Raw genomic sequence first — 21,349 nt, 5'->3', positions numbered from 1 at the left:
CGATGCTTCAACGATATATCGGTAACTGTCGCAAGGCAAGGCCGTCCATCTGGGGCGCGTGTGTCCTGTCTCACTCATGGACTTCGATCCGAGTGTGGTGGGGATCAGCTCGCAGCCGTTCTGGCTGCACTGGCATGACGGCGAGCGGGAGCGTCGGCACGCTCCGGACTACTTCGTGCGCCGCGCGGATGGCTCCGCGATGGTCGTCGATGTTCGTGCGGACGACCGGATCGAGCCGAAGGACGCCGAAGCGTTCGAGGTGACGCGTCTGGTCTGTGCCCAGGCCGAGTGGAGGTTCGAGCGGTTGGGGATACCGGACGCGGTGCTGCTGGCGAATGTCCGGTGGCTGTCGCGCTACCGGCACCCACGGTGTTTGCATGACCCGGCCGCGACCCGGCTCCGGGAGACCTTCGCGACCCGGGGACCGCTCATGGCGGGGGCGGACGCGGCCGGAGACCGGCTGTCGACGCTGCCCGTGCTGTTTCACCTCCTCTGGCTCCAGGAGCTGACCCCCGAGGACATGACGGCCGAGTTGCTGGGGCCGCGCACGATCGTGCACTTGGCCAGTGGAGTCGGCCGGTGACCGGGAAGAGGCGGGTGCCGCCGGCCTCCCGGACGCCACCGGGTCGGCTCGCACCTGCCGCTCGATCGGTGCACGGCCATCTGGGCCATTTAGCGAAGTGCCGGCGAGTGCGCCCGGCGAGCTTATGCAGATCGATTCCACACCGATGGACGTGCTGGTGAGACTGCAACCGCCCTTTTCGCTGGCGCTCCGAACCTTGCAGGCAAGCCTCCTACGAGGCCTGGTGGGCCAGGGGGCAGTGCGGACACTGCGGGCAGGATCCGCAGCAGAGGACAAGCTCCTCACGCGGAAGTCGGTGCCAGCCGGTGTGGTGTTCCCGCATTTACCGCGCCGCGACCCACCGTGAACGTCTCAGGGCCCTCCCCGCGTTCCACCCCTACTACCGCTGCTGAGCCTGAGTACAGCGTGCTCACATTCCGAGCAACCGGGGCGTTGCGTTCACCCCGGCGGTCCGGCCAGGGCCTTGATGGCCGGGCGGAGCAACGCGGCGATGTGATCCGCAGAGGCCTCGCGAAGCGCGGCCAGGCCGAGGAGCTGGTGGCCGATGGTCACGCCCAGCAACGCGGTGACAACCAGTGCGGCGCGCAGTTCGGGATCCTCGGCGGCGGGCATGGCGGCACCGACACTGTCGATCTGCCGGCCGAGAGCGGCACGGACGTGATCGGCTGCAGCCTGGTCGGTGAGCATCGACCGCATCATCGCCAGCGTGCCCTCGGGCAGACCACCGAGCTTGAGGCCGAGGGAGGCCAGCAACTGATCGACGAGCTCGTCGGTGTCAGTTGCCGTCAGCGGGGCGGGCAACGCCTGCACGGCTTGGCTGAACAGCTCCCGCTTCGAGCCGAAGTACTGCATGACGAGAGCCGGATCAACGCTCGCCGCAGCGGCCACGGCGCGAATGGTGGTGCGCTCGAATCCCTTCTCGGCGAACAACTCCCGGGCGCTGTCGAGGATGCGCACCTCGGTCGCTCGGCGTCGGTCGGCGCGGGACTGGCGAGAAGTGGACACCGATTCACTCTACAGGCGTTGACCGAACGTCCGGCCGACCCTACGGTGATTGGGTCAACAAGCGTTGAGTGAATGGAATAACCCCCGTGTCATCTCTTGATACACCTGCTGTTCGCACCCCACACGAGGTGCTGACCTGCTACTACCAAGCCATGCTCGACAAGTCCCCGGACGATCTCGCCGATCTCTACTCCATCGACGCAGTGCACGAGTTCCCGTTCGCCTCACCCGGATTCCCCCCGAGCTTCGAGGGTCGTGAGGCCGTGCGCGGCGGATACCGGGCAGCCTGGGGCGCCAGTCCCGTCCAGGTGGAGGAGGTCAGCAGGGTCGCGGCCTACGAGACCGCCGATCCCGAAGTGATCGTCGCCGAGCATGTCGTGGTGGGAACGCTGCCCGCCAAGGCCACCACGTTCACCGTCCCCGGCCTCCTGATACTCCACGTCCGCAACGGACTGATCACACGAGTCCGCGACTACATGGACGGCTCAGGAGTCGCCAGCGCCAGGGCGTGACGGCCCGACCAGTGCAGCGGCGGCCCGACCTGGGACCGGACAGCACTCAGCCTGTTCGGTCCCGGCCCCACGAGATCTGTCTCAACGAATCAAGTCCTCGCGTCTCACCCAATCCAGTCCACGCAGGTCAGCGCAAGGGTGGACGACTGACTTCGTTGAGACAGGACACGCGCGTGACCTGTTGTCCCGTCTCTGTCGATCTGGTCCCCTGTCTCAAGCGAACTGCTCCGATTCGCTCGTCGTCTCAGGTGATCTGGCCCGTTGACGCTGCTCATGTCACGCGAGACCTCGACCCGCACGCGGTGGAACCGTGAACGGCACGCGCCAATATGGTGGGCCGATGACGTCGATCAAGAAGTTCCAAGTCACCTTCGACTGCGCAGAACCTGAGCGCCTCGCCCGTTTCTGGTGCGAGGTGCTGGGGTACGTCATACCGCCGCCGCCGGAGGGGTTTGTCAATTGGGATGACTTCAAGAGCTCGCAGCCACCTGCGCAGCGGGATTCATGGTTCGCCTGCATTGATCCCTCAGGTGTGGGCCCGCGGCTGTACTTCCAGCGCGTCCCCGAAGGGAAGGCCGTCAAGAACCGGGTTCATCTTGATGTGCGGGTCGGCACCGGACTCGTGGGTGAAGAGCGCCTGGCCGCGCTTGAGGCCGAATGCGCACGGTTGGTCCCGCTTGGCGCGGTACACGTGCAGACGCTGTACGACGGCAACGATGCGTGCATCCCGATGCTGGACATCGAGGGTAACGAGTTCTGTATCGACTGAGGGCCGTGAACGTGTCCCCGTACGAGAGAACCTGGTCTGTGGTCTCAAGTGATCTGGTTCTCGTGGTGTACGGAACGGGTGGTCGCTCGATGGGGTGACGCCTTCTGTGTCTGGGCATGGCCTCACGCCGGGTGGCCGACGCTCACAGCGAGGCGCATGGGCGTCGGGGAGGTGGCCGTGAGCGAGCCTGCGCGGTCGGGAGCCGCCTGGGAGTACGCGTCGGACGTCAGGTGGGGTGCGCCGGCGTCGACGGGGTTGGACGGCTTGGTTCACTGGCCCGCTACTGGGATGAACCTTTCGAACCTGCCGTCCCGGTCCGGAAGTTCATCGCGTTCGAGGGGCAGAAGAACTTCACGGGTGACTACTGGGCGGCGACCTCGCGTGACCTGGTGGGTTACGAGTCGTGGGTGGAGCGGGATGCAGCGACGGCCCTGGACTTCAACCTCGGCTGGAAGCTCGCCGCCGCGGTGAACGGCTGGGCGCCGGAGGGCCTGCTGGACAGCTGTCACGCCGAACGGCATCCGGTCGCCGCCGACGTGCTGGACAACACCCGCGCGCGGATGCAGCTGCTGTCGACCGAGCCGGGTCCCCAGGCGGTGCGCCGGCTGCTGGCGGAGCTGATGGACCTCGAGGAGGTGAACCGGCGTCTGATCGAGAAGATCACCGCGATCGCGGTCCGCTACGACTTCGGTGAGGGCCACGAACTGCTCGGGCCGGCGGCTGCGGGACGTGGGACTGAGGCGGGGGGCGGCTGTACGAGCTGATGCACGGCGGCCGCGGTCTGCTGCTCGACCGGCGCGAGCAGGATCCGGACACCGTGCCGTCCTACGATCAGGGCGTCATCGAGGGCGACGAACACGTGGACCCAGCAGCCATCCGCTCCCCGTCGAGCAGCGGTGCCGCACCCGGAGCGCTCCGCAGTCGCCGTAGGCGACGGCCCGGCCGGTTGGCGTCCGTGGCGCCCGGGACCGAGACTGCCAGTACGATACACACATCACCGATACCGGACACACGGCCCACCCACAGATTCCGGATCGCTCGCTCGGACGTCGGCCGAGGCGGTGCCGCCTCGGCGCTCAGCTCGACCGCACGTGATTCGCACCCCTCATGGAGCCGGCATGGCGGACATCCCGGTCGACGTCCTGACCCCCGATCCCGACGAGTCCGCGGCCACCGACCGCGAACGGATCCTCGCCGAGGTACTGGCCCCGGTCGTGCAGGCCGAGCGGGTCCCGCTCGACGGCAACTTCTTCACCGACCTAGGCGCGGACTCCATGGTGATGGCCCGCTTCTGCGCGCGGCTCAGGAAGCGTCAGGACGTGCCGTCCGTCTCGATCAAGGACGTCTACCGCCACCCGACCGTCAGGAGCCTGGCGGCGGCCCTCGCCGACGCCCCGCCCCCGGCCGCCGCCCCGGCCGCCGCCCCGGCCGCCGCCCCGGCGGCGGCACCGTACGCGCCGGCCACGATGGGAAAGCCGCCGGGTACGCCGCGTTACGTGCTGTGCGCGACGCTGCAACTGCTGTTCTTCCTCACCTACTCCTATGCGGCGGCCCTCGTCTTCGCGGAAGGCGTGGAGTGGATCGCGGACGGCTCCGGGCTGCTCGGCACCTACCTGAGGGCGGTCGCTTTCGGTGCCGCCGTCTTCGCCGGGGTGTGCGTGCTGCCCATCGTGGCCAAGTGGGCGCTCGTCGGCCGGTGGCGTCCACGGGAGATCCGCCTCTGGAGCCTGGCGTACGTCCGCTTCTGGTGCGCCAAGACGCTGATCCGGGCGAACCCGCTGGCGTTGTTCGCCGGTTCCCCGCTCTACTCCCTCTACCTGCGGGCGCTCGGCGCGAGGATCGGACGCCGCGTCACGATACTGACGCGCCATGTCCCCGTCTGCACCGACCTGCTCACCGTCGGCGACGGCACGGTGATCCGCAAGGACGCCTTCCTCAACTGCTACCGGGCGCAGTCGGGAGTGATCCGGACCGGAACGGTCACCCTCGGCAGGGACGTGCTGATCGGCGAGGCGACGGTCCTGGACATCGGGACCGCCATGGGCGACGGCACCCAGCTCGGGCACTCGTCCTCGCTGCACGCCGGCCAGTCCGTGCCCGACGGCGAACGCTGGCACGGTTCCCCGGCCCAGCCGACCGAGGTGGACTACCGCCGTGCGGCCCGTCCCGCCCGCTGCGGCACCGTCCGCAGGGCCGCCTACGCGACGACCCAGGTACTGACGGCCCTGATCGTGTACGTCCCCGTGGCCGTCGGCGGCATCGTCCTGCTGATCGCCGCGGTCCCGCAGTTCCAGGCGCTGCTGCGACCCGGGCCCATGGCGCTGACGAGCCCGGCGTTCTACGCCGACGCTCTCGCCGCGTCCGCGATCTTCTTCTTCGGCGCCGTCGTCCTGGGGGCCCTGGTCTCGGTGAGCGTGCCGCGCGTGCTTGCGCTCCTCGTACGGCCCGGGACCGACTACCCCCTGTTCGGCCTCCGCTACGGGGCGCACCGGGCCATCGGGTTCCTCACCAACCGGCGCTTCCACAAGGTCCTGTTCGGCGACAGCTCGGCGATCGTCCCCTATCTGAGCCGCCTCGGGTACGACCTGGGCGACGTCGAGCAGACCGGCTCCAACTTCGGCCTGACGGTGCGGCAGGACAACCCCTGTCTGACCAGCGTCGGCAGGGGGACGATGATCGCCGACGGGCTGTCGGTCATCAACACCGACTACACGGCCACGTCCTTCCGGACGTCCGGGACGGCGATCGGCCCGCGCAACTTCCTCGGCAACTACATCGCCTTCCCCTCCGGGGCCAGGACCGGTGACAACTGCCTCCTGGCCACCAAGGTGATGGTCCCGCTCGACGGGAAGGTCCGTGAAGGCGTCGGCCTCCTCGGCTCGCCCAGTTTCGAGATCCCCCGGTCCGTCCTGCGGGACAGCAGGTTCGACCACCTGAAGGACGGCCGGACCTTCCGCCGCCGCCTGGCGGCCAAGAACAGGCACAACGCCGGCACCATGGCCCTGCACCTGCTGTCGCGGTGGCTGTTCTTCTTCTGCGTCGCCCTGGTCGTGTCGGTCGCCGCGGACCTCTACGACGCGTTCGGCCCGGCGGTGATCGCGTTCGCCAACGTCCTCACGGTGCTGTTCGCCATCGCCGGCATGACGCTGACCGAGCGCGCGGCCGCGGGCCGGAAGGGTCTGCGGCCGCTGTACTGCTCGATCTACGAACGTCCCTTCTGGCGGCACGAACGCTACTGGAAGATCACCAACCCGACCGAGGCGATCGCGGTCCTGAACGGCACGCCCTTCAAGACCGTCGTCTGGCGGCTGCTCGGCGTCCGGATCGGCAGCCGGGTCTTCGACGACGGCTGCTACGTGCCCGAGCGGTCCCTCGTCACCATCGGCGACGAATGCGTCCTCAACGAGGGCACCCGGATTCAGTGCCATTCGCAGGAGGACGGCACCTTCAAGTCGGACCGCACCACGCTGGGCAGCCGGTGCACCGTCGGCGTGGGCGCCCTCGTCCACTACGGCGTGACGATGGGCGACGACGCGGTCCTCGCGCCCGACTCCTTCCTGATGAAGGGCGAGGAGGTGCCGGAGCGGGCCCACTGGGGCGGCAACCCGGCCCGGGAGATGCGGGGCGCCGCGGCCGGGGCCCGCCCGGGCTCCGCAGTGCTGTAGTTTCCACAGGGTCGTCGCACGGGCGTACCGCGCCCTGACCAACCGGAGGGAACCCCGCGATGTTCGGCCTCAGCGAGCTCGCCCTGCTGCTCATCGTGGTCATCGTCCTGATCGGCATCAGGAAGCTCCCCGGCCTCGTCCGCTCCGCCGGGAAGGCCACCCGCATCCTCAGGAGCGAGGCCGCGGCGATGAAGGCGGACGACGACCCGTCCGCCGAGCGGCCCGCCCCGCGCGTCATCCGGGCGGCCCCCGGGGATGTGACCCGCAGGACGGACGAGCCGGACGGCACCGCGCGCTGAGCCCCACGGCAGCAGGAGCTGAAGCGGCCGGAACGGTGTGCGGTTGCGGTTGCGTTGCGGCCACCACCTCGCCCACCACGACGCGCGGAACCGCCGGGCAGCGACTCAGGCCGCCTCCTCCACCTCCCCGGCCGTGCCGACGAGTTCCTCGAGCACGTCCTCCATGGTGACGTAGCCGAGCAGCGTGCCGTCGTCCCCGGTGACCGCGGCGAGGTGCGTGCCCGCGGCGCGCAGGGCGGTGAGCGTGTCGTCCAGCGGGGTGGTCGGACGCAGGCGGATCACGGGATGAAAGGCGCTCCGGGGGAAGGGGCGGTCGCGCTCGGCGACGCCGAGGGTGTCCTTGATGTGGAGGAAGCCCAGGACACCACCGTCGGCGCCGCTGACCGGCAGGCGGGAGTAGCCGGACGCGACGGCGGTCCGCTCCAGCTCGTCCGGGGTGACCCGCTCGCCGACAGTGACCATGCGGCCGGCCGGCACGAGGATCTCCCCCACCGGGCGGCTGCCGAGTTCCAGCGCGTCGCGCAAGCGCTCGCCGCCCGTGGCGTCGAGCAGGCCGGCGGCGCTGGAGTCCTGGACCAGGCGGGCCAGTTCGTCGTCGGTGAAGACGGCCGCGACCTCGTTCCTCGGCTCGACGCGCAGCAGCCGCAGCAGGGCGTTGGCGAAGGCGTTGACGCCGAAGACCACGGGGCGCAGCGCGCGGGTGACGGCCACCAGCGGCGGGCCGAGCAGCAGCGCGGCGCGCTCGGGCGCGGCGAGCGCGATGTTCTTGGGCACCATCTCGCCGACCAGCATGTGCAGGTAGGTGGCCGCCGCCAGGGCGATCACGAACGAGATCGGGTGCACCAGCGCGTGCGGGACGTGCACCGCCTCGAAGCCCGGCTCCAGCAGGTGGGCGATGGCGGGCTCGGCGACCGCGCCCAGCACCAGCGAGGAGACGGTGATGCCCAGCTGCGCCGTGGCCAGCAGGGCGGACAAGTGCTGCAGACCCCACAGCACGCTGCGGGCCCGCCTGTCGCCCCCCTGCGCGCGCGGCTCGATCTGGCTGCGCCGTACGGAGATCAGGGCGAATTCACCGCCCACGAAGAAGGCGTTCGTCAGCAGCGTGAGGGCGCCGACGGCGAGTTGCAGCGCGGTCATCGGCCGTCCTCGGGGATACGTGCGACACGGACTCGCTCGGCCACGTGGTGGTCGACGCTGAGCACGGTGAAGCGCCAGCCGTCGACCTCGGCGGCGTCACCCCGGGCGGGGATCCGGCCGAGGGTGGCGGCCAGCAGGCCGGCGACGGTCTCGTACGGGCCGTCGGACGCGGTCAGGCCGATGCCGGCGAGCTGGTCCATCCGGACGTTGCCGTCGGCCTCCCACGACCCGTCGCCCGTGGGGGCGAGGTCGGGCCGCTGCTGGGGGTCGTGTTCGTCGCGCACGTCGCCGACGACCTCCTCCACGACGTCCTCGACGGTGACGACACCGGCCGTGCCGCCGTACTCGTCGATGACGACGGCCATGGTGCGGCGGCTGCGCAGCCGGTCCAGCAGCCGGTTCACCGGCAGGCTGTCGGGCACGAGCAGCGGTGCCGTGGCGAGGGCGCCCACGGTCGTGATGGCGCGCTCGCCGGCCGGGAGCGCCAGGACGTCGCGGATGTGGACGGTGCCGATCACCTCGTCGAGGCTGTCCCGGTAGACGGGGAAGCGGGACAGGCCCGTGGACAGCGACAGCGCCGCGGCGTCGGCGGCGGTCGCGTGGGCCTCCAGGGCACATACGTCCACGCGCGGGGTCATGACGTTCTCCGCGGTCAGCTCGCTCAGGTGGAGCGTGCGGACGAAGAGCTCGGCGGAGTCGGGCTCCAGCACGCCCTCGGCGGCGGAGTGGCGGGCCAGGGCCCGCAGCTCGTCGGGGGTGCGGGCGGAGGCCAGTTCCTCGGCAGGTTCCAGGCCGAACCGGCGCACCAGACGGTTCGCGGCGTCGTCGAGGTGCTTGATCAGCGGTGAGAAGGCCGCGGTGAAGCCGCGCTGCGGCCCGGCCACCACCTTGGCGACGGCCAGCGGACTGGAGATCGCCCAGTTCTTGGGCACCAGCTCACCGATCACCATCAGCACCACGGTCGAGATGACGACGCCCAGGACGGTCCCTGTCATGGCCGCGGCGCCCTCGGGCAGACCGACGGCCTCGACCGGCCCGCTCAGCAGCACCGCCAGGGACGGCTCGGCGAGCATGCCGATGACCAGCGAGGTCACCGTGATGCCCAGCTGCGCGCCGGACAACTGCAGCGTCAGCCGCCGCACCGCTTTGAGGGCACCGTCCGCGCCGCGCTCACCGGCGGCGGCGGAACGTTCCAGCTCGCCGCGTTCCACCGTGGTCAGGGAGAGCTCCGCCGCGACGAACACCGCGCAGGCCAGGGTCAGCAGCAGGGCCAGCAGAAGGAGCAGGACCTCGGTCACCGTGTCACCCCCGTTCCCACGCCTGCGCGGGCCTGTCCGGGGATGACACGGTCGGTACTCGGGGGATGGTCCATCGCGGGAACCGCGGCTCCTTCTTCGTGCTCGGTACGGCAGGTTTCCCCCATGGTAAAGGAAGGGCAAAGACAGCCGTCAACCGGGAACGGCCCTCTGACGTCGCCCTACCTCCGCGCGATCGGGCGACGCCCCTCTTCCTGCCCGACCGGCACGTACGTCTCCACGCACGGCTTCACGCCGTTCGTGATCCACCGCGTGCTGTTCGGTGTGCTGATCAACGGGCTGGTCGCCGCCGGTGCGCTCGCACCGGGCGCAGGGGACGTGGGCTGACCGGTCCCCGCCTCAGTCCTCGTCCTGTGCGTCGTCGCCGCCCTGGTCGCCGCCCTGGCCGCCGTTCCGGTCGTCGGACGGGGTGCCGGCCCCGGGCGCCGACCCGGTCCCCTGGGTCGGCGTCGCGCCGGGCCTGTCGGTGGGGGTCTTCGCGGAACTGCTCTCCGGCGAGAACCAGATCATGCCGAGGATCACGGCCACCACGAAGGCCACCACCCCGGCGATGGCGCTCGCGACGCGGGGCCGGTAGCGGATGAACTCCCCTGCGCTGCGTCGTTGCGCGGGCGCCGCCCGCCGCCTGGACGCCGGCCGCACCGCCGGAGGACGCACGAGCGCGGCCGTGCCTGCCCGGTGGCCCGCCGGGTCCGGGGCGCCGTGCGGTGGCAGGACGGCGGGCGAAGGGACGGCGTGCGCGCGCCACGCGTCGGTGCGGAACCAGTCGGCCACGTCCTGGGCCGTCGGCCGCTCCCCCGGCTGCTTGGCGAGGAGCCCGAGCAGGTACTCCTCGAAGGCGGAGGGCAGGTCGGCGCCCAGCAGGGAGGGCGGCACGGGCGCGCTGTCGATGTGCTGGTAGAGCAGGGCCGTCGCGCTGTCGCCCTGGAACGGCGCACGGCCCGTCAGCAACTGGTACAGGACGCATCCGAGGGCGTACACGTCGGAGGCCGGCCCGGCGGTCTGGCCCAGGGCCCGCTCGGGGGCGAGGTAGAGGCTGGTACCGACGATCTGCCCGGTCATGGTGAGCCCGGCGGCCGGATCGTCGACGAACCGGGCTATCCCGAAGTCGCCGATCTTGAGCGATCCCGCGGTGTCGAGCATCAGGTTGCCCGGCTTGATGTCGCGGTGGACGATGCCCTGCTGATGGGCGGCCGCCAGGCCCGCGGCGGCCTGCGCGGCGACGGCCGCGACGCGTTCGGCGCCCAGCATGTGCCCGGCCTCCAGCAACTGGGCCAGGCTGTCGCCGTCGACCAGTTCCATGACGAGGAAGAACCGCCCGTCCCAGGCCCCGAAGTCGAAGACCGCCACGACGTGCGGGTGACCCAGGCGCGCCGCCGTCTGCGCCTCCAGCCGGAACCGCGCGGCCGCCGAGGGGTCGGAACCGTCGCCCAGCAGGAGCTTGACCGCGACGGGACGTCCCAGCACCTCGTCGGTCGCCCGCCACACCTCGCCCATGCCACCGCGGCCGATGGGCGCGTCCAAGCGATACCGATCCGCCACCAGCACGTCGTACGACCTCGATCCCGCGAGCCAAACCAGACCCCCCTTAAGGTACTTCACCCGCGCACCCGCGATGACCTGCGGCCGCAACCGCCGGGGGGCTCACACCTGCCCGAGGAACCCCGGCCCGGCCGGACCCATGCGTTCGGCGAAGTCGGCCGCCACCGCGAGGACTTCGCGCATCGGAGCCGCCCGCCGGGTCGTCCCCGCGAGGTCGGCGTGGGCCTCCTCGGACCACAGGAACGGGTACACGGCGATCCCTTGCGAGGGGGCGAGCGCCGCGGCCTCCTCACGCCAGCCCGGCCAGCGCAGCCCGTCGTAGAAGGTCGCCGACTGCCCCGAGAGCAGCCAGGCGACCCACCCGGAGTGCCCCAACTCCATGGCCTCCCACTCGAGGGTGTCGGGCGCGAAGTAGGTCATCTGGCCCGGCTCGCCCGGGCGCCCCGCGGCCGCGGGCTCGTGGCCGTTGAGCGCGAACACCCCGCCCAGCGCGTCCTGGCCGACGACGAGACCCGTGCCGGGATGCCACGCGGAGTCGAGGACCGCGGGGAACCGGTTGACCTGCCCCAGGCTCGGCAGGCTCCCCCCGGGCGTCCCACCACCTCCGAACACCCGCACCCAGCCGTCGTCCAGGAGCACCCCGCCGGTGTTCAGCACCAGGGCACCCAGCGACGACCGGGCGGTCACCTGCAGTTGCAGCAGGCAACGGCGCCCTTCGTCACGATCGGCGGGCAGCACCCGGACGGGCACCGGCGCGGCGGTGAGCATGGCCTCCAGCTCCGGCCACGCCGGGGTGTCCACGTCGGTCAACTCGTCGATCTGTCGCATCCCAGGATGATCCCAGCCCGGTCCCGGCCCAGCGGGCGCGGGGCGGGGACGCCTGCGTCACCCACCCCGGCGAGGGGCACCGTGCGGGACCGGCGCACGGCAGTGACCTGCCTCGGCGCCGCGCGGGCCGGGGCGCGGCTCAACGCCCCTGACCCCAGGCAGCGTTGTTCCCGCGCGGCGGTTGGGTTCGCCCCGGCGGCACCCGCGGCGACCGCCCCGGCTCAGGGGACGAGGACGGTGAGCGAGGTGTCGGTGACGGCGAACCCGAGCTGCTCGTACAGCCCGCGGGCGGGATTGGCGTCGCTCACGGCCAGGCCGATCCGTGCGAGACCGCCCGCCGCCGCGTCCGCCAGCATCCGGCGCAGCAGCCGCGAACCGAGACCGGCGTAACGGGATTCCGGCTGCCGGAAGACCGTCGCGACCCACGGGCGGCCGTCCCGGTCCGTCACGACGACCCCCGCGACGACATGGCCGGCACCGTCGACGGCAAGGGTGCTGCACGCGAGGACGGGCCCGAGCACGGCGCCCGACAGCAAGGGGGCCAGCTGGGCGTCGAGGGCCTCCTCGTCACTGCCCTGATGGTGGTCGGGATGGCCGGGTGAGAAGGCGGCGCGCCACGCGGGGAACAGCTCGTGGGCCGCCCGGTCGCAGGGCACGACGCGCAGGCCGTCCGGCAGGGGCACCGAGGCCCACTCGCGCGGCGGCGGGTCGGCGACGAGGTCCCGCTCCATGCCGTGCGCGTGCCGCAGGACCCGGGCACCGTGCCGGACGAGCTGCTCGCCGAGTTCCACGGAACCCGACACGGCCCACCCCGGCATACCCGCCAGCACGGCCGGTACGGGGTCGGGCCCCACCACCCGCGCGAGGTCGGCCCACGGACGACCGTCCCGGACCCCCTCGACGTACGTGAGTTCCGGCAGTCCTTCCGGCCCGAGCAGGACCAGGCGCTCTTCTTCCCGCACGGCCACTCGGTACCCGCCCATCGATGTCGGTGTCGCTCTCACGCGGCCCATGCTGCGGGCCGTGCGCCGGTGCGCGCAAACGATGTGCGGTCGGGGGGCCGCCCGGGCGCACCGGAGCGCCCGGCCGTCAGGCCCGCGGGGCCGGGTAGGTCGGGTACTCGACCTCGGAGACGTGCTGGACGACCCGGATGACCTGGCACGAGTAGCCGAACTCGTTGTCGTACCAGAGATAGAGGATGGCGTTGTCGCCGTCGACCTTGGTGGCGCCGGCATCGACGATCGAGGCGTGCCGCGAGCCGATGAAGTCGCTGGAGACGGCGTCGGGGGCGCTGATGAAGTCGATCTGGCGCTTCAGCGGCGAGGTCAGCGACACCTCACGGAGGTGCTCGAGGACCTCCCCGCGGGTGGTCTCGCGGGCCAGCTGCAGACTGAGGATCGCGATCGAGACGTCCGGCACCGGCACGCGGATGGAGCTGCCGGTGATCCTCGCCTTGAGGTCGGGCAGCGCCTTGGCGACGGCCGAGGCGGCACCGGTCTCGGTGATGACCATGTTGAGCGGTGCCGAACGGCCGCGGCGGTCGGAGCTGTGGTAGTTGTCGAGCAGGTTCTGGTCGTTGGTGAACGAGTGGACCGTCTCGACGTGGCCGCGCAGGACGCCGTACTCGTCCGCCATCGCCTTCAGCGGCGGCACGATGGCGTTGGTGGTGCAGGAGGCGCAGGACAGGATCCGCTCGTCCGGCTTGATCATGTCGTGGTTGACGCCGTGGACGACGTTGGGGACGTCGCCCTTGCCCGGCGCGGTCAGGACGACCTTGTCGACGCCGGGCCGCAGGTGCTGCGACAGGCCTTCGCGGTCACGCCACTTGCCGGTGTTGTCGATGAGGATGGCGTTCTTGACGCCGTACGCCGTGTAGTCGAGCGACGTCGGGTCGTCGGCGTAGATCACCTTGATCTCGTTGCCGTTGGCGACGATCGTGCTGTTCGCCTCGTCGACGGTGATCGTGCCCTGGAACTGACCGTGGATGGAGTCGCGGCGCAGCAGCGAGGCGCGCTTCACGATGTCCTGGCCCGAGCCCTTGCGGACGACGATGGCGCGCAGCCGCAGGCCGTTGCCGGAACCGGCCTTCTCGATCAGCAGGCGGGCGAGGAGCCGGCCGATGCGGCCGAAGCCGTAGAGGACGACGTCGCGCGGCTCGCGGCGCTCGATCTTGTCGGCGCCCGTGGCGCCCGCGACGGCCCCCGCGGTGAACTCCGCCACGGACAGACCGCGGCCGTCGGCCTTGTACGTCGCGGCGAGCATGCCGATGTCGATCTGGGACGGGCCGAGGTCGAGCGTGGTGAGGGCCCGCAGGAACGGCAGCGTCTCGGTGACCGAGAGCTCCTCCCCGGCGATCTGCCGGACGAAGCGGTGGGCCTTGAGGATGCTGATCACCGACTTGTTCACCAAGGAGCGGCTGTACAGCAGGACGGTCACGTCCCGCTCCCTGTGCAGCCTCCCGATGATCGGAATCATCGATTCCGCGATCTCCTCGCGGTGCTTCCAGTCGGTGAACGAGTCCTCATTGACAGTCACAGGCTTATCTTTCGAGCTAGGCGGTGCTCATATGTTAACCACACCGCCATCTCGCGGTTCCCGCGGGTCCTACCCGGTGGCCTCAGGAGACGGCGACGACCCCCACGGCCGCAGAGCCGGCCTCCGCGCGCAGGAGGACGTCGAAGAGGTACCGGTCACCGGCGCGCGGCGCCACGACCGTGCGCGCCCCGGTCGGCAGCGCGCGGGAGACGGTCTCGTGTCGCTCCCCAGGCGCCGACCCGCTCACCGCCACGAGCCGCACCGAGGTCCTGCCGATGTTCTCGAACGTCACGGAGCGGGTCCTGGGACAGGGACCGTCGTGCTCGCCCGCGCAGTGGAAGCGGACGTCGCCGAGTTCCACCAGCCCGCACGAGACGTCGGTGGCGAAGTCGAAGCGCGAGGAGCAGACGGCACCGACCCGCAGGTCCTGCACGGACACCTCGGCAGCCGGTTCACCGCGGTGGCGCGCGTCCGCGCAGGAGACGGCGCAGACACCGAGGGCGGCGGTGGCGAGTGCTGCGGACAGGCGTGCTGTGCGCACCTGTGGCTCCAGAGGTGGTGCTGCCGGCGAATGCTGCTCACCGGGGTGCCGGACCGGGGGCGGCCGGCGGGGCGGGTGGGGGGAGTGGACGGGTGCCGACGCACGGGTGGAGCCCGGAAGCCGTGGCTCACGGGCCCCACCCTCAGCGCGGGGTGCGGGCGTCAGCGCTCGTCGTGCGCGGGACGCACCGTGGCGATGACGTCGTTCGCGTACACCAGGGCGACCCGGTGGTTGTACTGGATCGTGTACATCTTCCTGGCACCGAGGACGACCTTGCCGTCGGCCTTGAAGTAGTCGTCGGTCAGCGCCGCCGGCGCGGTGGCGACGTAGGCCTGGCCGGACGGGATGTCGTACATGCTCAGCGGGGCCTGGGTGGAGGCGCCGTAGCCGGCCGGGTATTCCGAGGCGTCCGGGTAGCTGGAGCCGTACACCTTCACCGGCGGGGTGGCGGGCGTCACGCCGGCCTTGACGAGGGTGTAACCGCCGCGCGCCGGAATGGTGTTGGCGCCGAGCGGGTTGTGGAACCACACCCTGCTGCCGCTGAACCAGATCGCGGTCCAGGGGCCCTCCTTGCCGGCGACCACGAACTGCTGGCCGGCCTGCACGGTGTTGCCCCAGTCGTTGACCCGGTCGGTGCCGTTGCCACCAGGGTGGATCGCGGGGTCCCCGAAGAGGGGCGCGGTGCTGCTGGGGGCGGTGCGCACGAACAGGGAGTTCGAGGGCTGCGTCACCTCGGTGCACTCGGGGGTGGCACCGGTCGGATCGTCGGACGGGCAGATCTCGACGGTCTGCTGGTTGCGCTCGAACCCGGGGGCGATGGTCACCACCGAGCCGATGTCACCGACTCCGTGCTTGCCCTCGACGGACACGCCGAGGAGGTCCATGAAGTGCTCCCAGTCCCAGAACGTGCCCGGGTCCCAGTGCATGCCCGAGGCATGGGCGGAGTCCGGCGAGACAACGTTGTCGTGGCCGACGATGTGCTGCCGGTCCAGCGGGATGCCGAAGCGTCCGGACAGGTACTTCACCAGCTCGGCGGTGGCCTCGTACTGCGCCTCGGTGTACCAGGAGGCGCCGTGCGCGGCGTAGCCCTCGTGCTCGATGCCGATGGAGTGCATGTTGGACGAGTAGTTGCCCGCGTGGAAGGCGATGTCCTTCGTGGGCATCATCTGCGTCACCGCGCCGTCCGAGGAGCGCATCACGTAGTGCGAGGCGGCCGAGCTGCCCGGGGCCTGGAAGGTGGCGATGGCGGACTCGTACGAGCCCTCGATGTCGTGGATGACGATGCTGTCGATCCGGATGCCGTTGGCGGGCCGGTCGGAGACCTGGCCGTTGCTCGGCGCCGCCGGCACGAAGGTGCAGTCCACGGTCGTGGGGCACTCGGTGTCCGTGATGGCGGCGGCCTTCAGGTGCAGCTTCGCCAACTGGCCCCTGGCGGGCTCGACCTGCGGCGCGGCGGCCAGGCTGACCCGCTGGCCGTCCGCCGTGGTGCGGCCGGCGCCCTTGGCCAGGGTGGCGAAGACCCGGTCCGCGAACGCCTGGGCACCCTGCCGCTGCGAGGCCTGGCTGTACCGGGCGACGGCCCCGTACCAGTGGCCGGGGTCGGCGGAGGCGGATCCGGCTGTGGCCTTCTGGTACGACGCGAGGAGCGCCGCACCGCCGCGGATGTTGGCGGCCGGGTCGCTGCGCAGTTCCCGCGCGGACAGACCGGTGAGCTTCGCCGCGGCCTGGAGGGTGTGCTGGGCCGGGTCCGCGACGAAGGACGCGATGTCGGCGCGGCCGGCCGCTCCGGCGTCACCGCCGGCCACCATCTGCGTGGTGACGTCGGTGAGATGCATCGGCCCGAAACCGCCGCTCGTGCTGTGCCCGCCCGCGTGCCCGTCCCACGCCGACTCCTGGTACGCCACGGCCAGCAACAGCTGCTCCGGCACGTGGTACTCGTCGGCCGCCGCGGCGAAGTCGCGCTGCCGGGCGGTGTCCGCCGGCCCGGCGCCGGTCGCCTGCGCCGTCAGCGGCAAGGCCACCGAGCCCGCGACCACCAGCGCGCCGGCCGCGGCCAGCAGGACGGGCCCGCGCCGCCTGGCGTGCCGGCGGGTGGTTGTCTCTGATGTCATGAACGATCCCAAATATTGAACGAATGGGCCAATTCCCCGGCAACACGTCGGTATGACGTGTCGCCGTCCCGTGGAAGGCTCGCGGCGTCACTCACCCCGAAACTCCTGGAACCGAGGCGCCGTCACGATCGAGCCACAGCACCCCGGTTCGCCAGTCGCACTCCGGGCCGGACGGCCGGCACCGGTGCTGACCGGCGCCGACGCACAGGCTTTTCCACGCTGGCGGCCGGCCGGATCCACCGGACGGCGAGCGGGAAAAGCACCGGGGTCCATCAGCCGAATTCCCATTGCCCACCACAACTCCCGCACCCGTGAAGGGAAACCGGGAGGGAGCCAAGGGCACAGGCCGCGTCGGCGGACGAATTCGGCCGGTGCATCGCAGTCGCACGACGCCCCGGCGCGTCCCCGCCCCGGCGGTGAAAGCTCACGAAGATCCCTCTTCTTGTCCGGACGGGCGTGCACACGAGAGCGGCAGACCCCGGCCAATAGCGCTTGCTGCGTCAAGGAGTAGATCAGGAAAGCGCTGCAGCCTGCAAACAACTGCGGGGCCACAACGGATCGAATCGGGGCATTCGCGACTCCACTCCGGGAACGCGTCTCACCCCTCGGAATTCATCACTTTCTTGACAGGTGACTTGCCTCCGTGCGAGGGTCATCACCACTTCAACAGGTGACGCATTGGTCCTCGCGTCGCCGGAACAGGAGAGGCTGCGTGAGCCAGGCTCTGGAATGCGACGACGTCGTGGTGGGCGCGCGAGCCGCCGGGGCCGTCTCCCGGAACGGGGGGTGGTGACCGTGGCCGACCAGGAGAACCGGCCCGGGCGCGGTGCCCCCGTGGCGCGCCGGGCCATGCTCGGCATGCTCGGCGCCGGGGTCGCCGGCGTCGCCGCCGCGCCCTGGCTGCAGCGCGGCTGGGAGGACTTCCTCGGCGCCGCCTCGCAGGCCGACCCCACCGGGCTCACCGGGGTCCTCCCCAACCCGGGCGGCTTCCGCTACTACAGCGTCGTCGGCTCGGTGCCGCGAAAGGACTCGCGGACCTACCGTCTGAAGGTCAACGGCCTCGTCGACCGTCCCCGGACGTACACGCTCGACGACCTGCGCGCGCTTCCGCAGAAGCGGATCGTGCGCGACGTGCAGTGCACCGACGGCTGGCGGGTGGCGGACACCCCGTTCGAGGGCGTACCGCTGTCGGACCTGCTGGACGCCGCGGGGGTGCGCCCCGAGGGCAAGGCGGTCCACTTCACGTGCTTCGACGGTGTCTACACCGAGAGCCTGACCCTCACCCAGGCCCGCCGCCCCGACATGCTGGTCGCCCTGAAGATGCAGGACAAGCCCGTCAGCCACGAGCACGGCGGCCCCGTCCGGCTCTACGCCGCGCCGATGTACTTCTACAAGTCGGCCAAGTGGCTGTCCGGAATCACCGTGACCGACGAGGTCATCCCCGGCTACTGGGAGGAGTACGGCTATGACGTCGACGGCTGGCTCGACGGGGCCGACCGGCGTGGCGACGCGCAGGCCGCCTGACTCCGAGGTCTCCGGGCGCGTCCTGAGGTTCACCCGAGCGGAACGCTGGGTGCACCGCGGCACCGGACTGCTGATGCTGGTGTGCCTGGTGACCGCGGCCTGCCTCTACCTGGGGCCGCTGGCCCAGCTGGTCGGGCGCCGCCATCTGGTCGCGACGGTCCACGAGTGGTCGGGGATCCTGCTGCCGCTGCCCTTCCTGCTCGGGCTCGCCTCCCCCGCCTTCCGCGCCGACCTGCGCAGGCTGAACCGCTTCGCCGCGTACGACAAGCGCTGGCTGCGGGCCGCGCGCAGGCGTCTGACGTCGCCGGACATGCGTCCCGCCGGCAAGTTCAACGCGGGCCAGAAGCTCTACGCGGGCTGGCTCGCCGGAGCCGTCCTGGTCATGACGGCCACCGGGCTGCTGATGTGGTTCACGGGACTGCTGCCGGCGGTCTCGCGTACCAGCGCGATCTTCGTGCACGACGTCCTGGCCTGGGCGATCGCCCTGGTGGTGATCGGGCACATGCGCAAGGCGTTCCAGGACCCGCAGGCCCGGCTCGGTATGCGCACGGGGTACGTGTCCTTCGGGTGGGCGAGACGTTGGCACGCCCACTGGCTGGACGAGGACCGCCCGCCGACGAAGGACACGCGGGAGCGCTGACCGCCGGCCTGCCGCACACGGACATGTGCCCGGGTGGGCGGGGCCCCGGAGAACGGGGCCCCGCCCACCCGGGCACATCGGGCGGCTATTCGCTCCGCGCGCCGGACGCGGCCAACGGCGGCTTGGCCGCCTTCTTGCGCGCGCGGTACGCCGCCGCCTTCACGCGGTTGCCACAGGGGTCCATGGCACACCACTCACGACGGCTGCCGTGAGAGCGGTCGAGGTAGATCTGCGTGCACTCCGGCCTGCTGCACTCCTTGATCAGCTCCACGTCCGGGCCGCTGAGGAGCCGGACGGCCTCCCGGGCCAGCGACGACAGCGCCTGCTGCGGTGTCGCCTCGACCCGGCGCCCCTGCCGGGTGAGCTGCGGGACGGCGGACGGCGTGCGTGCCGTCGCGTTGAGGAGCGCGAGCGCGTCGGCGTCGTAGGCCTCCTTGTTCAGGGCGGACCTGATCAGTGAGAAGACCGCCTCCCGCAGGGAGACCGCCGCCGCCACGTCGGACGGCTGCGCGAGCACGTCCCCGTCGACGAGCCCCGACTCGCGGAACCAGGCGTCGAGGCTCTCCGGCGTCGTGAGCATCTCCTGGGGCTCCGGATTGCGGCGACGCCTCAGCGTTCCCACGAAGTCCAGCACGGGCATGCCGCACTTGAACACATGCATCATGTCACCATTTTGACAGGTGACGAACAAGAGGGCAAGGCCCCCGGCCGACGCCACGCCCTTACCCGCCGTTCCTCCCGCCGGTCGCTCGCCGCCGCCCCGCGGTCAGGGGGATGACCGCGGGCGCGGCGGCGAGCATGCCGAGGGTGACTGCCACAGGCGTGCGGAGCTGCGCGGGTCCACGGAGTGGTGATACGTGCCTGCCAGGTCATCGCGTCCGCCCTCCTGTGCACCATGCACCGCGCCCTGCGGAGCGGGGAATGGGTGCCCGCTCTCCAGGCAAACACCGGGAAAACAGGTCGGAGGAGAGGGGACCCCTCCAACAGGGGTCCGGCAGTACCCCTGTTGGAGCCGGACCAGGTCCGGAGGGCGTCGTAGGGTGGACGGGACGACGATCTTCCCGGACCGGGCGGCCGGGGTCAGGCGCGGTCGCCCCGGTCGGCCGCCACCTGGCGCAGCGCGATGGTCAGCGCGGCGAGGTCCTGGTCGCCGAAGTGGTCGACGAGGTGGCGTCGCACGCTGGCGAGGTGCGTCGGCCAGGCCCGCTCCAGGCGCTCGAGCCCGGCGTCCGTCAGCACGGCGTTCCAACCGCGGCCGTCCTCGACGCACTTGACGCGTTCCACCCAGCCGTGCTTCTCCAGCCGGATGACGACGCGGGTCATCCCGCTGAGGGAGAGGCTGCAGGCGGCGGCGAGTTCGCTCATCCGCATCGCGCGCCCCGGGGTCTCGGAGAGGTACATCAGCGGCGTGTACTCGGAGAGCGCCAGCCCGGCCCCCTCGACCATGTCGGCGTCGACGGCACGCGGGAGTTCCAGAAGCACCCGGCCCAGCGCACGCACGAATGCTTCCTCGCTCGCGCTGAGGGGCTGCAATTGCTGCTTCGTGGACGCCATGCCCCCACTTTAGCTCCTTGACGGATCAATGAGACCTCAGCGATCGGCACTCCGTGCGAACACCCGCTTTTGACAGTTGTCGACCGGTCATCTAGTTTCGGATAGGCGACCGGTCGGTTAGTGCCGGTTCGATCATCCCCCATCGCAACACGACGAAAGAAACGGAGTGCCTCCTGTGGCCACCCCCGTCAAGCTCGCCATCGTCTACTACTCCTCGACCGGCACCATCACCGAGATCGCCAGGGAACTGCACGACGCCGCCGTCAAGGCCGGCGCCGAGGTGCGCCTGGTCAAGGCGGCCGAGCTCGCCCCGCAGGCCGCCATCGAGACCAACCCGGCCTGGGCCGCCCACCACGCCGCGAACGCGCACGTCCCGCACGCCACGCCCGAGGACGTCGAGTGGGCCGACGCCGTGATCTTCGGTACCCCCACCCGCTTCGGCAACGTCTCGGCGCAGCTCAAGCAGTTCATCGACACGCTGGGCGGTCTGTGGGCCGAGGGCAAGCTGACCGACAAGGTCTACAGCGCCTTCGTCTCCAGCGCCACCGCGCACGCCGGCCAGGAGGCCACGCTGCTGGCCCTCTACACCTCGATCCACCACTTCGGCGGCATCACGGTGACCCCGGGCTTCACTCAGCCGTCCAAGTTCATCGACGGCAACCCCTACGGCACCTCCCACGTGGACGGCCAGGGCAACAACCCCGTGGACGAGGTCACCCGCACCGCGGCCCGTGTCCAGGCCGAGCGGGTCGTCCGGGTCGCCGCGCAGCTCAAGGCTGCCTGACCCG

The 21,349-nt window shown here is 71.1% G+C and carries 19 protein-coding genes and 1 pseudogene; 9 read left to right on the top strand and 11 right to left on the bottom strand.

Annotated features, from left to right (window positions below):
* Positions 1 to 76: 76 nt before the first annotated feature.
* The gene (locus tag AC3EUJ_RS33260) at positions 77 to 583 is read left to right on the top strand and encodes a TnsA-like heteromeric transposase endonuclease subunit (protein ID WP_431968043.1); all 507 of its coding nucleotides are present in this window, start codon (positions 77 to 79) and stop codon (positions 581 to 583) included.
* Positions 584 to 1,021: 438 nt separating this feature from the next.
* Here the strand turns inward: AC3EUJ_RS33260 and AC3EUJ_RS33255 are convergent, their stop codons facing one another.
* On the bottom strand, positions 1,022 to 1,540 hold the full coding sequence (locus tag AC3EUJ_RS33255) for a TetR/AcrR family transcriptional regulator (protein ID WP_431968041.1): 519 nt from the start codon (positions 1,538 to 1,540) through the stop codon (positions 1,022 to 1,024).
* A 134-nt stretch (positions 1,541 to 1,674) separates the two neighbouring features.
* Here AC3EUJ_RS33255 and AC3EUJ_RS33250 point away from each other — a divergent pair, with 134 nt between their 5' ends.
* From AC3EUJ_RS33250 to AC3EUJ_RS33230, 5 genes and pseudogenes are all read left to right on the top strand, one after another.
* The gene (locus AC3EUJ_RS33250) at positions 1,675 to 2,100 is read left to right on the top strand and encodes a nuclear transport factor 2 family protein (RefSeq protein ID WP_431968039.1); all 426 of its coding nucleotides are present in this window, start codon (positions 1,675 to 1,677) and stop codon (positions 2,098 to 2,100) included.
* Positions 2,101 to 2,440: 340 nt separating this feature from the next.
* Positions 2,441 to 2,869, top strand: a complete 429-nt coding sequence (locus tag AC3EUJ_RS33245) for a VOC family protein (protein ID WP_431968037.1) — start codon at positions 2,441 to 2,443, stop codon at positions 2,867 to 2,869.
* Between the two features lie 437 nt (positions 2,870 to 3,306).
* Positions 3,307 to 3,665: pseudogene (locus tag AC3EUJ_RS33240) on the top strand (FAD-dependent monooxygenase); the annotation flags it as partial.
* A 322-nt stretch (positions 3,666 to 3,987) separates the two neighbouring features.
* Positions 3,988 to 6,534: a Pls/PosA family non-ribosomal peptide synthetase gene (locus AC3EUJ_RS33235; RefSeq protein ID WP_431968035.1), complete on the top strand. Its 2,547-nt coding sequence runs from the start codon at positions 3,988 to 3,990 to the stop codon at positions 6,532 to 6,534.
* Positions 6,535 to 6,593: 59 nt separating this feature from the next.
* Positions 6,594 to 6,833, top strand: coding sequence for a twin-arginine translocase TatA/TatE family subunit (locus AC3EUJ_RS33230; protein WP_431968033.1), 240 nt, complete (start codon positions 6,594 to 6,596; stop codon positions 6,831 to 6,833).
* A 105-nt stretch (positions 6,834 to 6,938) separates the two neighbouring features.
* Here AC3EUJ_RS33230 and AC3EUJ_RS33225 read toward each other — a convergent pair whose 3' ends face one another.
* The 8 genes from AC3EUJ_RS33225 to AC3EUJ_RS33190 form a co-directional block, all read right to left on the bottom strand.
* Positions 6,939 to 7,970 (bottom strand): hemolysin family protein, encoded by a 1,032-nt coding sequence (locus AC3EUJ_RS33225; protein WP_431968031.1) that lies wholly within the window; start codon positions 7,968 to 7,970, stop codon positions 6,939 to 6,941.
* Positions 7,967 to 9,268, bottom strand: a complete 1,302-nt coding sequence (locus AC3EUJ_RS33220; RefSeq protein WP_431968029.1) for a hemolysin family protein — start codon at positions 9,266 to 9,268, stop codon at positions 7,967 to 7,969. The genes AC3EUJ_RS33225 and AC3EUJ_RS33220 overlap by 4 nt, the downstream gene beginning before the upstream one ends.
* A gap of 357 nt (positions 9,269 to 9,625) precedes the next feature.
* On the bottom strand, positions 9,626 to 10,834 hold the full coding sequence (locus AC3EUJ_RS33215; RefSeq protein WP_431968027.1) for a serine/threonine-protein kinase: 1,209 nt from the start codon (positions 10,832 to 10,834) through the stop codon (positions 9,626 to 9,628).
* A gap of 96 nt (positions 10,835 to 10,930) precedes the next feature.
* On the bottom strand, positions 10,931 to 11,656 hold the full coding sequence (locus AC3EUJ_RS33210) for a DUF2625 family protein (RefSeq protein WP_431968025.1): 726 nt from the start codon (positions 11,654 to 11,656) through the stop codon (positions 10,931 to 10,933).
* A 221-nt stretch (positions 11,657 to 11,877) separates the two neighbouring features.
* Positions 11,878 to 12,618, bottom strand: a complete 741-nt coding sequence (locus AC3EUJ_RS33205; protein WP_431968023.1) for a GNAT family N-acetyltransferase — start codon at positions 12,616 to 12,618, stop codon at positions 11,878 to 11,880.
* 127 nt (positions 12,619 to 12,745) lie between these two features.
* Positions 12,746 to 14,191, bottom strand: coding sequence for a glyceraldehyde-3-phosphate dehydrogenase (locus tag AC3EUJ_RS33200; protein ID WP_431968021.1), 1,446 nt, complete (start codon positions 14,189 to 14,191; stop codon positions 12,746 to 12,748).
* An 82-nt stretch (positions 14,192 to 14,273) separates the two neighbouring features.
* On the bottom strand, positions 14,274 to 14,732 hold the full coding sequence (locus AC3EUJ_RS33195; RefSeq protein ID WP_431968019.1) for a hypothetical protein: 459 nt from the start codon (positions 14,730 to 14,732) through the stop codon (positions 14,274 to 14,276).
* A 161-nt stretch (positions 14,733 to 14,893) separates the two neighbouring features.
* On the bottom strand, positions 14,894 to 16,843 hold the full coding sequence (locus AC3EUJ_RS33190; RefSeq protein ID WP_431968017.1) for an N-acetylmuramoyl-L-alanine amidase: 1,950 nt from the start codon (positions 16,841 to 16,843) through the stop codon (positions 14,894 to 14,896).
* Positions 16,844 to 17,692: 849 nt separating this feature from the next.
* Here AC3EUJ_RS33190 and AC3EUJ_RS33185 point away from each other — a divergent pair.
* Together AC3EUJ_RS33185 and AC3EUJ_RS33180 are read left to right on the top strand one after the other, a co-directional pair.
* Complete coding sequence (locus AC3EUJ_RS33185) at positions 17,693 to 18,367, top strand: molybdopterin-dependent oxidoreductase (RefSeq protein ID WP_431968069.1); 675 nt, start codon at positions 17,693 to 17,695, stop codon at positions 18,365 to 18,367.
* Positions 18,309 to 19,007 (top strand): cytochrome b/b6 domain-containing protein, encoded by a 699-nt coding sequence (locus AC3EUJ_RS33180; protein WP_431968015.1) that lies wholly within the window; start codon positions 18,309 to 18,311, stop codon positions 19,005 to 19,007. Before AC3EUJ_RS33185 ends, AC3EUJ_RS33180 begins: the two co-directional genes overlap by 59 nt.
* A gap of 85 nt (positions 19,008 to 19,092) precedes the next feature.
* Here the strand turns inward: AC3EUJ_RS33180 and AC3EUJ_RS33175 are convergent, their stop codons facing one another.
* Positions 19,093 to 19,668 (bottom strand): CGNR zinc finger domain-containing protein, encoded by a 576-nt coding sequence (locus AC3EUJ_RS33175; RefSeq protein ID WP_431968067.1) that lies wholly within the window; start codon positions 19,666 to 19,668, stop codon positions 19,093 to 19,095.
* Between the two features lie 419 nt (positions 19,669 to 20,087).
* A complete protein-coding gene (locus tag AC3EUJ_RS33170) occupies positions 20,088 to 20,561 on the bottom strand; it encodes a MarR family winged helix-turn-helix transcriptional regulator (RefSeq protein ID WP_431968013.1) in 474 nt (157 codons plus the stop codon).
* Between the two features lie 175 nt (positions 20,562 to 20,736).
* Between AC3EUJ_RS33170 and wrbA the strand changes: the two genes are divergently transcribed.
* Positions 20,737 to 21,345: an NAD(P)H:quinone oxidoreductase gene (gene wrbA, locus AC3EUJ_RS33165; protein ID WP_431968012.1), complete on the top strand. Its 609-nt coding sequence runs from the start codon at positions 20,737 to 20,739 to the stop codon at positions 21,343 to 21,345.
* Positions 21,346 to 21,349 lie beyond the last annotated feature (4 nt).

This window comes from Actinacidiphila sp. bgisy160, from assembly GCF_057707815.1.
Note: the sequence above shows the minus strand (reverse complement) of the source record. Positions and strands in the feature narration are given on the sequence as shown.